This window comes from Paenibacillus sp. GM1FR, from assembly GCF_002803315.1.
GTDB classification, from domain to species: Bacteria; Bacillota; Bacilli; order Paenibacillales; family Paenibacillaceae; genus Paenibacillus; species Paenibacillus amylolyticus.
The window spans coordinates 1-13,767 of record NZ_MKZL01000025.1 but is presented as its reverse complement, the minus strand read 5'-3'; the positions used below and the strand labels follow the sequence as shown (position 1 = coordinate 13,767).

12 protein-coding genes, 1 tRNA gene and 2 rRNA genes are annotated in these 13,767 nt (G+C 44.8%); 2 read left to right on the top strand and 13 right to left on the bottom strand.

Translation table 11 applies throughout. The features are described from left to right. Nucleotides 1–111 precede the first annotated feature (111 nt). Both rluF and PAEAM_RS18775 read right to left on the bottom strand, forming a co-directional pair. Nucleotides 112–813, bottom strand: coding sequence for a 23S rRNA pseudouridine(2604) synthase RluF (rluF, locus tag PAEAM_RS18780; RefSeq protein ID WP_036607293.1), 702 nt, complete (start codon nt 811–813; stop codon nt 112–114). Between the two features lie 18 nt (nt 814–831). Further along, nucleotides 832–3,171: an ATP-binding protein gene (locus PAEAM_RS18775; protein ID WP_076329960.1), complete on the bottom strand. Its 2,340-nt coding sequence runs from the start codon at nt 3,169–3,171 to the stop codon at nt 832–834. Between the two features lie 332 nt (nt 3,172–3,503). Here PAEAM_RS18775 and tadA point away from each other — a divergent pair, with 332 nt between their 5' ends. Continuing rightward, nucleotides 3,504–4,010: a tRNA adenosine(34) deaminase TadA gene (tadA, locus tag PAEAM_RS18770; RefSeq protein WP_076254823.1), complete on the top strand. Its 507-nt coding sequence runs from the start codon at nt 3,504–3,506 to the stop codon at nt 4,008–4,010. A 43-nt stretch (nt 4,011–4,053) separates the two neighbouring features. Further along, nucleotides 4,054–4,623 carry a GNAT family N-acetyltransferase gene (locus tag PAEAM_RS18765; protein ID WP_100528567.1) on the top strand — a complete coding sequence of 190 codons (570 nt, stop codon included), beginning with the start codon at nt 4,054–4,056 and terminating at the stop codon, nt 4,621–4,623. 254 nt (nt 4,624–4,877) lie between these two features. Here the strand turns inward: PAEAM_RS18765 and PAEAM_RS18760 are convergent, their stop codons facing one another. From PAEAM_RS18760 to PAEAM_RS18715, 11 genes are all read right to left on the bottom strand, one after another. Continuing rightward, nucleotides 4,878–5,972 carry a hypothetical protein gene (locus PAEAM_RS18760; RefSeq protein WP_047841148.1) on the bottom strand — a complete coding sequence of 365 codons (1,095 nt, stop codon included), beginning with the start codon at nt 5,970–5,972 and terminating at the stop codon, nt 4,878–4,880. A gap of 234 nt (nt 5,973–6,206) precedes the next feature. Next, entirely contained in the window at nt 6,207–6,359 is a 153-nt protein-coding gene (locus PAEAM_RS18755) for a small acid-soluble spore protein P (protein ID WP_036607296.1), read from the bottom strand. A gap of 21 nt (nt 6,360–6,380) precedes the next feature. Next, entirely contained in the window at nt 6,381–6,557 is a 177-nt protein-coding gene (locus PAEAM_RS31855) for a hypothetical protein (protein WP_017691325.1), read from the bottom strand. 29 nt (nt 6,558–6,586) lie between these two features. Then, nucleotides 6,587–6,925 (bottom strand): hypothetical protein, encoded by a 339-nt coding sequence (locus tag PAEAM_RS18750; RefSeq protein WP_036607297.1) that lies wholly within the window; start codon nt 6,923–6,925, stop codon nt 6,587–6,589. Nucleotides 6,926–7,117: 192 nt separating this feature from the next. Beyond that, nucleotides 7,118–7,206 (bottom strand) — tRNA-Ser (locus tag PAEAM_RS18745). A gap of 196 nt (nt 7,207–7,402) precedes the next feature. Then, complete coding sequence (gene serS / locus PAEAM_RS18740) at nt 7,403–8,686, bottom strand: serine--tRNA ligase (RefSeq protein ID WP_076254817.1); 1,284 nt, start codon at nt 8,684–8,686, stop codon at nt 7,403–7,405. A 273-nt stretch (nt 8,687–8,959) separates the two neighbouring features. Next, nucleotides 8,960–9,550: a pyridoxal 5'-phosphate synthase glutaminase subunit PdxT gene (gene pdxT, locus PAEAM_RS18735; RefSeq protein ID WP_100528566.1), complete on the bottom strand. Its 591-nt coding sequence runs from the start codon at nt 9,548–9,550 to the stop codon at nt 8,960–8,962. 216 nt (nt 9,551–9,766) lie between these two features. Next, complete coding sequence (locus tag PAEAM_RS18730; RefSeq protein ID WP_100528565.1) at nt 9,767–11,155, bottom strand: D-alanyl-D-alanine carboxypeptidase family protein; 1,389 nt, start codon at nt 11,153–11,155, stop codon at nt 9,767–9,769. A gap of 416 nt (nt 11,156–11,571) precedes the next feature. Beyond that, nucleotides 11,572–13,029: an IMP dehydrogenase gene (guaB, locus tag PAEAM_RS18725; RefSeq protein ID WP_036607306.1), complete on the bottom strand. Its 1,458-nt coding sequence runs from the start codon at nt 13,027–13,029 to the stop codon at nt 11,572–11,574. A gap of 367 nt (nt 13,030–13,396) precedes the next feature. Continuing rightward, nucleotides 13,397–13,513, bottom strand: a 5S ribosomal RNA gene (gene rrf / locus PAEAM_RS18720). Between the two features lie 81 nt (nt 13,514–13,594). Next, nucleotides 13,595–13,767, bottom strand: a 23S ribosomal RNA gene (locus PAEAM_RS18715); the annotation flags it as partial.

Here is a 13,767-nt window from a genome sequence, read left to right as displayed (position 1 = left end):
TATTCGGTATTATTGACTAGTCTTCATTAACTCTGCTTTCCGAGAAAAAGCCCTGCGCTCCTTTTCGGAAAGCAGAGCTTTAATCGGTTAAATTAGTCGAACTCGAACCAACTATTCCAGTGAATAGTCTAACAGACCGCCCAGCTCCGCTTTTTCAGCAGGGGTAAGCTCTCTCCATGAACCTGTCGCCATTTCTCCAAGATGGATGTTCATGATCCGAATACGCTTCAACTTACGAACCTCGTAACCAAAGGCACTACACATCCGCCGAATCTGACGGTTCTTTCCTTCAGTCAGGATGATACGGAATACTCGATCCGTCATCCGGGTCACTGTACAAGGCAGGGTCATTTCACCCAGGATCTTCACCCCAGTGCTCATACCTCTAAGGAAACTCGGGGTTACAGATCGATCAACAGTAACGATATACTCTTTCTCATGGCGCCCTTCTGATCTAAGAATCCGGTTAACGATATCACCATCATTGGTCATCAGGATCAAACCTTCCGAGTCCTTATCCAGACGTCCAATAGGAAAGATACGTTCATCGTGCCCGACAAAATCAACGATATTGCCCTGAATATGCTGCTCGGTTGTACTTGTGATCCCGATCGGTTTATTCAGCGCGATATATACGTGTTTTCTCTTTTCCTTGATTGGCTTGCCATTGATTCGTACATCGTCGCCTTCTTCTGCCTGACTGCCCAGTTCAGCCTTAACTCCATTAATGGTTACCTGACCACTATCCACCAACTTGTCGGCTTCACGCCGGGAGCAATAACCTGTTTCACTAATAAATTTATTAATACGCAAAAGGTAATCTCACCTCATCTATTTCTCTTCATCTGTAAGTGTGTCATCTGTTACCTGATCTACCTCAATAACTTCCGGTTGTTGCTCGGATGCAGGCAGTTCAATAATAACCGTTGTTCCCTTGTTCATGACGCTTTTAATATCCATCATGCCCTTATGTGATTGAATAATGCGTTGACTGACCATCAGGCCAAGCCCTGTTCCAGACTCTTTATTCGTAAAGAAAGGCTCCCCAAGCTTGGGCATCATCTCTTCCGGGATACCGATCCCTTCATCCCTGATCTCAATTCTGACGCGTTTCGATTGCTCGTCATGCTTGAGCTTGATATGGATGTTTCCTCCATTTGGCATGGCCTCCATACCATTTTTCAGCAAATTGATGAATACCTGCTTCAATTGGTTCTCTTCACAGTGTACCATAGCCGAATCGGATGAGGCACGCAGTACAAATTCTACACCATGCAGATGCGCTTGACTATCCAGTAACGAGATGACATCGCCAAGAATAAAACGAATATCCCGATTCTGAAAATGAACCGCCTGCGGTTTCGCCAGAATCAAAAATTCACCAACAATAAGGTTGATTCGATCCAGCTCCGATAACATCAGATCCAGATGACGATGATTCAGCTTGTTGCTCTCTTGCTGTAACTGCAGGAATCCGCGCAGCGTGGTCAGTGGATTACGAATCTCATGTGCCACACCTGCTGCAAGCTGGCCCACGGTTGTTAGCTTCTCAGAACGTCTCAGCAACTCTTCCATCCGATTACGGCTTGTAATGTCCCTGGAGACACTAATGAGCGCGGTAATCTCTCCAGCCTCGTCTCGTACCGGAGCCGTACTGACACTGACCTCTACTCGGGTCCCGTCTTTCTTCATCCAGGTAGTTTCGTTGGACGTAATGGACATCCCCTCAACGAGTTGGGCATGCTGACGTTTCATTTCTTCTTCTGCCTCTGGCGGGATGATCTTCAGATTACGACCTTCCACCTCACGACTTCGAAAGCCATATAATTGTTCAAATGCGCGGTTAACCCGCAACACTTTTCCTTCAAGATCCGTAATGTGAATGGCGTCCGCTGTCTGATTGATAATGGACTCCAGATGTTCTTTCACCGCCCGATTCTCTTCATACATCTGTTTCAGACGGCTCGTATAATGGCCCAGATTACGAATCATGGCATTAATACGATTGGCCAGCTGGCCAAGTTCATCCTTCCTCTTTACTTTCAGACGGAAATCAAAGTGCCCATCCGCTACATCATTCACTTTGCCCAGTATGGATTGGATCGGACGTGTAATATACCCTGCGAGCAAATAGCTGCCAAAAATCACAATCTCCAGCAAAACCAACGATATGGAGGCATGGCTCACCAACTGCTCAGATACCATGGAGGATATTTGCTTATAGTCCATGACAATACTGATCACATAGGAAGACTGATTGGGTGTGAAAATGGGAATAAAACTCTTCAGTACCTTCTGTTCGTGCGTTTCACTGACAAAAGATACATTTTGCCCTGTTCGAATGGCGCGCACCACAGCACGATGATCCTCATCCGTAGAACCATACTGGTATGTACCAAAACGAATCGGTCTGTTATTCAACTTGCTAAAGTTCGAATCTCTTCCGTCATCACCCATGTTCGGGCTGCCAAAAGTCAACGGATTGATGCCTGTAATCTCCAGAATGGAGGGATTGACCTCACGAATTTTATTTAAAATCTCATCCGGACTAGAGATTTTCACATAGTCATCAACTTCCGTATTATTATAGAAGGGATTGATTATGTAGTTTCTCTTTCCATCATGGTAGTAACCCCAGATATCAATATCCGAAGGACTGGATGTCGAGTATTCGAATCCATCTGACCAGAAATGCTCCAACTTCTGCCCTTGGGGAATCGTCACCTGCTGTTTTTCAAACAATTGCTTAAAGGCCTGATACCAATATGTCATGGATTTGGTGGACAGCCCGATTTCTCTCGGATCTGAGGAGCGGCTAACAACGATGTCATCATCCGTCTGCTCCATTAACGAAATATGTGAGACGCCGACCTTTTGGCTCAAGCGTACAAGTTCTTCATTTGTGATATTATTAATATCCGGGTCCAATTCTTCCGCTGCCATAACAGCAGCAAGCCACAGATTGTTTCCAATCTGCCGTTTTACATAATCCGAACTGTATTGATTCTGTTCGACAGCAATTGCAATCTGCTTTGCAGTGAGCACCATCTTGGTTTCACTGTCCTGCCTCAGATTCTCTTCTGTAGTATAATAACTCAGTGCGATATTCAACACTAAAATAACGAGCACTGAGCACGACATAATCATGGATAATTTCGTTTTAATAGACAAGTTTTTTTGTTCACCTCTCGGCTTGTACCCTCTGGCGATATATGGCAAAACCTATCTCCATCATAACGCTTGTATGTCTTTTTGAAAAGGATAATTGACCCGTGTCCAAAAGTTACCGAATGACTGAAAAGCTCGAAATTCGTTGTTTTTTGCATTTTCGAACTCTACAATGAAATTAATCACTATATTTATCCACATACCCACAGGCTTGTGGATAGTTTGTTCATAACTATGTGAGCAACTACACGGTTATCCACAATTCTATACACAACATGTTAACAACCCGAATATTTGTTCGCTGAATAAACGATTTTGGAAGGAGTTATATAGTAATGAATGACCATTCTCCCCAGCCCGATCTTGGGAATTTATCTGAAGAGGCTCAACATGAGCACTGGATGCGAGAGGCCATTGCCGAGGCCTACAAGGCTGAAGCTCTCGGGGAAGTGCCGATTGGAGCTGTAATCGTACAAAATAACCAAATTATTGGTCGGGGATACAATCTGCGTGAAACTACACTGGATTCCACCGCCCATGCAGAGATGGTGGCTATTCGTCAGGCCAGCGAGACCATCGGAGCTTGGCGTTTGTTGGATTGTTCTCTGTACGTCACACTGGAACCTTGTCCAATGTGTGCAGGTGCAATTGTACAATCCAGAGTTCCCCGCGTTATCTATGGTACGGCTGATCCCAAGGCAGGCTGTGCAGGTACACTGATGAATCTGCTACAGGAGCCGCGTTTTAACCATCGCACCGAGGTTATTGCGGATATTCTTCAACCTGAATGCTCCACGATGCTAACTCAATTTTTCAGAAGTCTGCGCCAAAAGTTAAAGTAGTCACCGACTACAAACATCCCAATTAGAAAGGAAGTGTGCTGTAATGGCACTAACACTCTATGATACAGCCAATGGCATAAGCCTTCGGTTGCTCACCCCCCAAGATACACAGTCCTATCTGGACCTGGTTCAGATCACACGCGTCCCCTACCAGTCTGTAGAACCCGTGCGAGACGATGAATTCTATACACTGGATGCTCAGACTCGGCGGATTGAGGATCGGGTCAAGGCAGCAGAAGATGGTACAGGATATCAATTTGGAATCTATACTATTAAAGACAGCCTGCTAATTGGACAAGTAAGTATCAACAATGTCGTATTGGGCGTTGCCAATTATGCGGATATGGGTTACTTTATCCATCCAGATTATCAGGGTGGCGGACGAATGACAGCAGCGGTTAAACTGGCCGTAGCTTATGGCTTCCGTGCGCTGAAGTTAAATCGGATTCAGGCTGCAGTATTGCCCTCCAACAAAGGTTCACAGCGCGTTCTGGAGAAGAACGGATTCCAGTTTGAAGGTACTGCTCGCAAATACCTCAAGATCAACGGCAAATATCAGGATCATCAGATCTATGCTGTACTTGCTGAAGACTTGGACGAACTTGCAAACTAATTAAGAAGAAACGTATCCTCAACCGTCTGCATTCCAATTCAAAATATACAAATTTAATGTACAAAACCGCACTACCCTAGCTATGTAGGAGAGAGTGCGGTTTTATTAGTATAGATCACCAGCCACGATTCAAAATCAAAGATCATTATTTTGCGGATATCCCCTCTTACGCTGTCTAACAAAAAAAACCGCCTGTACCCAAGCGGAAGGAGATTATCCTTCACTTGAATCACAGACGGTTGAACTCAGCGAGATTAGTATCCGTATGAAGCGTTCATCAGTTCTTCGAACTCTTGCATAGTAATTACGTCATCGCCAGTAGGGATGTTGATTTTGAATGCTGCTTTTTCGTTAATCTTGGTGTACGTATTGGAACCGGTAAATGCCAATTTCACTTCGTCTTTTGTACCTTCTGGCTTGATCAGCACATCAGCGACCATCTTTTGATATACAGGGAAGTCGTTTTTGTCCAATGCGAAATCGATGTTGAATTGGTTGATTGTCAGAACATCTTTCAATTTATCCAAGTCTTTAGCCATTTCAGCCTGATCTGCTTCAGTGATCTTCAGATCTTCTTTAGCTTTGTCGATATCAGCCTGATCCATTTGCAGCATTTCACGATATTCCTCTTTGGACAGAATATCCAATACTTTAGGCATAGCTTTTGTTACCAGTACAGTAACTGCTTCCTTAACATTGTCATTATTCACCGAGAATTGTACAACTTGCTTCGCATCTACACCTTCAGGAAGTTTTGCATCTTTGGTGTCTAGATTTTTGAAGAATTTAGCTTGATCGTACTCGCTCAGCACTGCGTCCATAACTTCGTTACTCAGCTTTTGCGTTTTGGCTGCGTCCATAGCATCAGGGTTCCATTCTGTACCCTCTTGCTCAGCCAGTTCTTTCAGGTCAAGTTCCAGGAATTTGCCTACAACGTTCTCCGGAATCGGGAAGAACGGAATATTCGGCACTTTCACATAGAGTTTCTCTGCCGTCATCACCATTGGGATGTTAAAGGTCATACCCATGTCGCCTTTAAGCTCGATGCCAAGAGTCATCTCTGTCTGCATTGGCTCACTTTGGTATACACCTGTTACATTCAACTGAGCATCCTTCAGCATGCTCATAAACTGAGTCATGGTAGGATCAGTTTGTGAAGCATCCCCAGGTTTATAGCTCAATTCATTAATGGTGAAATTAGAACTCATTTCATACGAAGTCAATTTGGAAGCATTGGCCGCAGCCGTCTTCAATGCCTCTTTTGGTTCCTGCTTGCTGCTACATGCTGTCAATGCCATAGATACGGTCAACAGCAACGTGAGAAGAAGCGCCCCCATACGTTTAGTCATTTGTTTCTCTCCTCTCGTGATAACCCCAAAAAAAAGTAATTCAATATCAATGATATACCATATCACCAGATACCGAAACCTAATTTGGGAAAAATGTGATCTTTCCTCTTTAAAATGGCTACAAAGACCTATATCAGCTTGTGAATAACCATGTGCCTGTCTTTATATATGTATGAATACGCAAAAGCCCCCTGTTAGGTAACAAGGGACTTTTGCGTGAATCTGTTTCTTCTATTAACCTTGGGGATTCAAATGATCCACATGATTTTGATTTTTTACTTTTTTGGAACCGGATAATGGTTCCTGCATGGAAGAGCGTTTGGATGAATGACGATGCTGTTCGGATGCTTGCGCTTCCGGTACGGGAATTGTTTTTGGTTTGCTCATATTATTGCCCCCTCATCATTGTTAGGAATGGGATGGGTCCCTATCTTCCGTTTTGTCATGATTCAGTGCATCCTGATGACGGCGATCATTAATATCTTGCTGAATTTGCTGGGCATGATGACTGTTTACGGCAGGTTGCTCCAGATCATCGACTACATTTTGCAGGTTTTTGTCTACTCCCGCTTTGGCTTTAGTCAATTGAGTTCACTCCTTCAGATTTCAGGCTATTATCTCGTCTGGGATTGTAACGACTGGGCGCATTCATGAATGTGCCGTGTATAATCGTGAGCCAGTTCCTGAATCGGTTCTGTACGCTCATCCGTCGTTCGTCCATCCCGTTCCACATCAATCAGCTGTACGCTGACTTCACGGGAATCGACATATGCACATTTGAAATCAAAAGAGTACATCTCGTGCCCTGCTGTAGCAATGTGTATCCGAATCGCCTGCTGATCGGCTTCGTCGGCCATTACCTGAGCCTGGTCTCCAACATTCAGGACTTGAGGCAAACGTTCTTGCCAAGCCCCTACAAGCTCTGTCTGATCGATGTTTAACTCGCGGTTCATCTTACCACCTCCACTCCTATAAAGTGCGGCGATGAAGATGTTTTTATACATATTAGCCTTATTCAAAATATAACGTTGTACTGAGCAACGTATACATCGGTCACCAACCTGTATGCTCACTACGCTGGACAAACTCACAACGCAAAAAAGGACCCGAGCGATATCGCTCGAATCCTTGTTATAAGTGTAGTATGGCGGAGAGGGTGGGATTCGAACCCACGTGGAGTTGCCCCCTAACGGTTTTCAAGACCGCCCCGTTATGACCGCTTCGGTACCTCTCCAGGGAATTAACTTTTATAAACTTGCCACGAAAAGTATCATACCACATCTCGACATTATAATGCAACCTTTTATATTAAAATTGATGATCCCGTATCAGACAACTGCCTCAGTTATACAAAACACTCCAATCCGCCATTCCGAAATGACGGATTGAATTTGTATTCCCCTTGATGAGGATGGTTAGCTAACTCTTACTTAAGAGCGACGTGCAATCACACTTGCACCGCCCATATAAGGACGCAATGCTTCAGGAATGACAACCGTACCATCTTCCTGTTGATAGTTCTCCAGGATAGCGGCTACCGTCCGTCCAACAGCCAATCCTGACCCGTTCAATGTATGAACAAATTCCGGTTTGGCTTTTGGCTCTCTGCGGAAACGGATATTGGCACGACGTGCCTGGAAGTCCTCACAGTTGGAGCACGAAGAAATCTCACGATAAGTGTCGCTCTCAGGCAACCACACTTCAATATCATACGTTTTAGCTGAAGTGAAGCCCATATCTGCCGTGCACAATGTCAGGACGCGATACGGCAAGCCCAACAATTGAAGCACACGCTCCGCATTTTGAGTCATTTGCTCCAGCTCTTCATACGAAGTCTCCGGAGTAGAGAGCTTGAGCAGCTCTACTTTGTTGAATTGATGCTGACGAATCAAGCCGCGTGTATCCCGTCCAGCCGAACCGGCTTCAGAGCGGAAACAAGAGCTGTATGCCACAAAGTGCTTAGGCAATTGATCTACATTCAGAATCTCTTCGCGATGGTAGTTCGTTACCGGAACTTCAGCAGTAGGGATCAGATAATATTCGGTATCTTTCAACTTGAACAGGTCTTCTTCGAACTTAGGCAGTTGACCTGTTCCAAACAAGCTGTCCCGATTAACGATGTATGGAGGCAGAATCTCTTCATATCCATGTTGATCGCTGTGCAGATCCATCATGAAGTTAATCAATGCACGTTCCAGACGTGCGCCCAGACCTTTATAAAAGGTAAAACGGGAACCTGTTACTTTGGCAGCTGCTTCAAAATCAAGAATATCGAGATCCTGTGCAATTTCCCAGTGTGCTTTTGGTGCAAAAGTAAATGACTTCGGCTCTTCCCAACGACGAATCTCAACATTGTCGTCTTCAGAAGCTCCAATAGGTACGCTTTCGTTAGGAATGTTCGGAATCGCCATTGTGAGATCATTGATCTTCACTTCCAGTTCCCGAACTTCCTCGTCCATGGCTTTGATTCGATCAGACACTTCGCGCATCTCCACAATCAGATCATCAGCATTCTCACGATTTTTCTTCAGTCTAGCAACTTCCGCAGAGACCGTATTCCGACGGCTCTTCAGTGTTTCACTCTCTTGAAGCAATTCCCGACGCTTGGCATCCATCTCGGTAAATCCAGCGATAAGATCCAGCGATTTGCCACGTTTAGTCAATGCTTCTTCTACACGTGCATACTCATTCCGCAATATTTTCACATCAAGCACGATATACCCCTCCTAAATAACCTCACAACGTGAAGCCTTATGTTAAATCCATTCTCAAAACTCTACTGTATACACCTTACTATATACTTATCGGAACCTGTAACCCAAAAAACAACCTATATCCCCCTTGTCACCCTCCGCTGCGATTCCCGCTATGAAGCAGATACAGGCAACATCAGGCATCCGTTCAGATGCAACTGCCAACCAGTGGCCTTACACGGCTTCTGGTGAAGTGATCCGATGACCGGGAGATCATAGGTTGTACATCATGCATTATTTAGAGTCTACCGTGTGTTTGTAGGATCTGGCCATGTCTACAAAATAAGTATGCAGACGATAGTCATCCGTCAATTCCGGATGGTAGGAGCAAGCCAACAAATGTCCCTGACGAGCCGTAACAATCTCATCCTTGTATGTGGAGAGTACCTCCACCTGGTCTCCGACACTCTCGATCAAGGGTGCTCGTATAAATACAGCCCTTACCGTCTCCTCAATGCCTTTGACTGGCAAATCCGTCTCAAAACTCTCTCTCTGCCGTCCAAATGCATTTCGGGATACAGTCATATCCATTAGCTCCAAATGAGCTTCTTCTTGCCCTGCAATGTGTTTAGCCATAACGATCAAGCCAGCACAGGTACCAAATACCGGTTTACCCTCAGCAGCAAACGCCCGAATGGCATCCATAAACCCATACTTGCGCATCAGTTTACCGATCGTCGTGCTTTCCCCGCCAGGAAGGATAAGACCATCCAAGTTCTCCAATTGCTGAACCTGTTTGATAGCTATACCTTCTGCTCCAGCACGTTCAATACTTCGAATATGCTCTGTGACAGCTCCTTGAAGTGCTAAAACGCCGATCTTCATACGCTCATTCCCCTTCTCTTACCAGCCACGATCTTGCATACGGTAAACGAACATTGTACTTTTTTACTTCATCATACGTGAATTCTAACTTGATATTTTACCGGAAAAATTGTAAATATACAATCCATCCGGTCGGAATAACTTGTATTTTGTCAATGATATGACCATGTAAGCTTAAAATCATGATCATACTCTTTCCATGAAGTTTGCTAAGGCTTAGAACAGGTTTTTGATTCCGTCAAAAAGATCCACAAAGAAATCCTTCACAGCACGGAAGAACAAACGGAACCATCCGCCTTTTTCAGCCTCTTCAGCAGTGATCAAGTTCACTGTTTTTTCCTGTGGCTCAATTCCCTCTGCTTTATACGTGTACGTTACCGTACCAACCTTCGTACCTGCCTTGAGTGGTGCTACCAGCTTGTCAGCCTCAGTTACGTTGGCTTTGAATGTCACATCCAGGTTCTGAGTACCTTTGGGTACAACAAAACTTACCGCATTATCTGTTACAACAGGAACGTTTGTTTCTTTCCCTTTTTTCAAAGGTACCGCTTCCCAGCCCGTCACTTTGGTCTTGCCCGCAACAGCCTGTTTCACTTCAAAGTTGTTAAATCCATAGTCCAATACCTTTTTAGTTTCTCTGAAACGTGCGGATTCCGAATCTGTGCCCATAACAACACTAATTAGACGCATCCCGTTACGTTCTGCTGTACCTGTAAAGTTATTACCTGCGTTCGTGGTATGGCCTGTTTTCATTCCATCCAGACCTTCATAGGCATAGCTTTTGAAATTGGTTATATTTTTATTCGCTTCCAGCATCCAGTTGTAATTGATAATTGGAGCTTTATCATTGGGACGGAACTTGTAGGATTGAATCGTTGTAAATTCTGTGTAGTCCGGGTGATCCATAATGATGTATCGGCATAGAATTGCAGCATCCAGAGCGGACATCACTGTTTCCTTGTCTTCAGCTGGGCGGAAGTCAGCAGGCATATCTGCTCGATCCAGACCCGAAGAGTTGATGAAGAACGTATCCTTCATGCCCATACGCTTCGCTTCATCATTCATCATTTTCACGAAAGCTTCTTCCGAACCGGCAACATGTTCAGCCAAAGCAACCGTAGCATCATTGGCAGAGCCAACAGCCATAGCAATATAGAGATCCTTAACTGTGTGCTGGTCACCTTCCGCGAGGAAAATTCGCGACCCGATACTTTGTGCAGCATTCTTTTTAACAGTTACAATATCGTCCCAACCGAATTTACCTTGTTTGACTTGTTCGGCGACAATGTACTCTGTCATCATTTTGGTCATACTTGCAGGTGGCATCGCTTTATCCGCATCAACATTTAGTAGAATCTGTCCCGTTGAGGCTTCCATTAGCACCGCTGATCTAACCTCAAGCCCAAGTGAGTCTACCCCAGGCACCTTTACGGCTTTTTCCGTCTTTGTTGTTGTTGCCGCAGCAGTCAGAACCTGACTGGAGTTGTCCACAGCAGCCATGACCGGCATTACTGCAGACATGCAAAGCATGTTAATTAGCATTACCGAGGCTACGCTCTTTTTGAGCATTTGGCGTTTCTTTTTATTCATGTGTTTGGCTTTCAATGATGAATACTCCCTTCGATCCAAAGCATTATTAATTGCTTCAGTGCAGCTTATGCTGCGATTTTCTTGTTCCCTAATCTGTGTGTTTGATGTATGAGATGTGTGCTATATGCGCTGTATCGAACGAGCAATATTATTGCTCCTAAAGTTCGTTATCGATTGTCACTTAGTCCGCATTTTGCAAATGCTTATGTAAAAGGACGTCCGCGCTTCTGTTTACCTGGCAGCCTTTTCTGGCACTGCATTTGCTTTTCAAAACCATATTCATAGATTCACGTCAAAAAGCCGCCGCAACGCCTTAATCCATCCATGGATCGTCACCGCTTGTTCTATTCTATCACAGGGGTATCTGCAAAAAAAGACAGACCCGGTGAAAATCACCGAGCCTGTCCTGGAAATGATTAACTCTCTTCCGATTACAACGAGTAGTTAGGTGCTTCTTTGGTAATCTGTACATCATGGGGATGACTTTCGCGCAGTCCCGCACCTGTAATTCGGATAAAGCCTGTATCGTTACGAAGTTGCTCCAAGTTACTTGTACCACAGTATCCCATACCCGAACGCAGACCACCAATTAGTTGGTGGATCGTATCAGACAAAGGCCCTTTGTAAGCGACACGACCTTCGATTCCTTCCGGAACCAGTTTCTTGTCATCATCTTGGAAGTAACGATCTTTACTACCTTGTTTCATTGCAGCCATTGAACCCATACCGCGGTATACTTTGTAGCTACGTCCTTGGAAGATTTCAGTTTCTCCCGGGCTTTCTGCTGTGCCGGCAAACAAACTTCCCAGCATCACCGCGTGTGCGCCTGCAGCCAGTGCCTTCGTAATTTCACCAGAATATTTAATTCCGCCATCCGCGATAATCGGAACTCCATATTCGCGTGCCACTGTTGCACAATCGTACACTGCAGTTACTTGAGGTACACCAATACCAGCGATAACACGTGTTGTACAAATCGAACCTGGACCAATACCTACTTTGACTACCGAAGCCCCTGCTTCGATCAGGTCACGAGTGGCTGCGCCAGTAGCGACGTTACCTGCAACGATGGTCAGACTAGGGAAACGTTCACGAAGCTGACGTACAGCTTCAATGATATTGATGTGGTGTCCGTGAGCCGAGTCTACCGTAATCAGGTCGACACCAGCTTGTACCAAAGCATCTGCACGTTCAAATGTATCTTTGGAAATACCAATCGCTGCACCAACCAACAAACGTCCTTGAGCATCTTTGGCTGCATGAGGGAATTGAATGGCTTTCTCAATATCTTTAATCGTGATAAGACCTTTCAACGTGTTTGTCTCATCAACTAATGGAAGTTTCTCGATCTTATGCTTCTGAAGGATACCTTCAGCTTCTTGCAGTGTAGTGCCAACAGGAGCGGTAACCAGATTCTCATGAGTCATGACTTCGCTAATTTTGATGCCGTAATCATGGATAAAACGCAAATCGCGGTTGGTCAAAATACCAACCAGCTTCTGATCTCCTTCAATAATAGGTACACCGGAGATCCGATATTTCGCCATTACTGCTTCCGCATCAGATACCAGATGATCTGCCGTCAGTGAGAACGGGTTTGTAATAACACCACTCTCCGAACGCTTAACACGATCTACTTCTTCTGCCTGTTGTTCAACCGACATATTTTTATGAATAATACCGATACCGCCTTCACGTGCAATGGCAATAGCCAATGTCGCTTCAGTTACTGTATCCATACCCGCACTGATCAAAGGAATATTTAGCTTTACAGTATCACTCAAACGAATAGATACATCTACTTCTTTAGGCAGTGTCTCGGATTTCCGTGGCACTAGCAATACATCATCAAAGGTGAGGCCTTCCTTACCAAATTTATCTTCCCACACGCAAGTGTTCCTCCTTATGTTTGCTCAGCTTTACGGTCCAAAACCCGAAGATTCCAGGCTGTATTTTACGCCGAAAATACGTTTTCTGAAAAATTTATTATTGCCATCTTAGCAAAGCGATATTTAGACTGTCAAGGAAAAGTACTTGGTTATATCAGGTGTATTGCCTGATGAACACAACTGTTTTTCCAGAGCGGACAAGTCTAGTTATTACGCAAAAAAACGTCAATTCTTATCGAATAACGTTACCTGTATACATCCTATTGTGCTGAGAAATCACCAAATTCAATCTGTATTTTAATCCCATACTGCATAATAAAACTATATAATAAAAACCACCACCGAATAACATCGGCAGTGGTTCTTTGCTTGGCGGCGTCCTACTCTCCCAGGACCCTGCGGTCCAAGTACCATCGGCGCTAGAGGGCTTAACGGTCGTGTTCGGGATGGGTACGTGTGGAACCCCTCCGCCATCGCCACCAAACGCAACGCTTAGCTTACATTTCAGAGTTGTTGTTCTCTGAAAACTAGATTCGAAACGAAACACGCGAATGACAACTTGCTATTGGATAAGCCCTCGACCGATTAGTACTGGTCAGCTCCATGCATTGCTGCACTTCCACCCCCAGCCTATCTACCTCGTCGTCTTCAAGGGGTCTTACATACTGGGAAATCTCATCTTGAGGGGGGCTTCACGCTTAGATGCTTTCAGCGTTTATCCCGTCCGTACATAGCTAC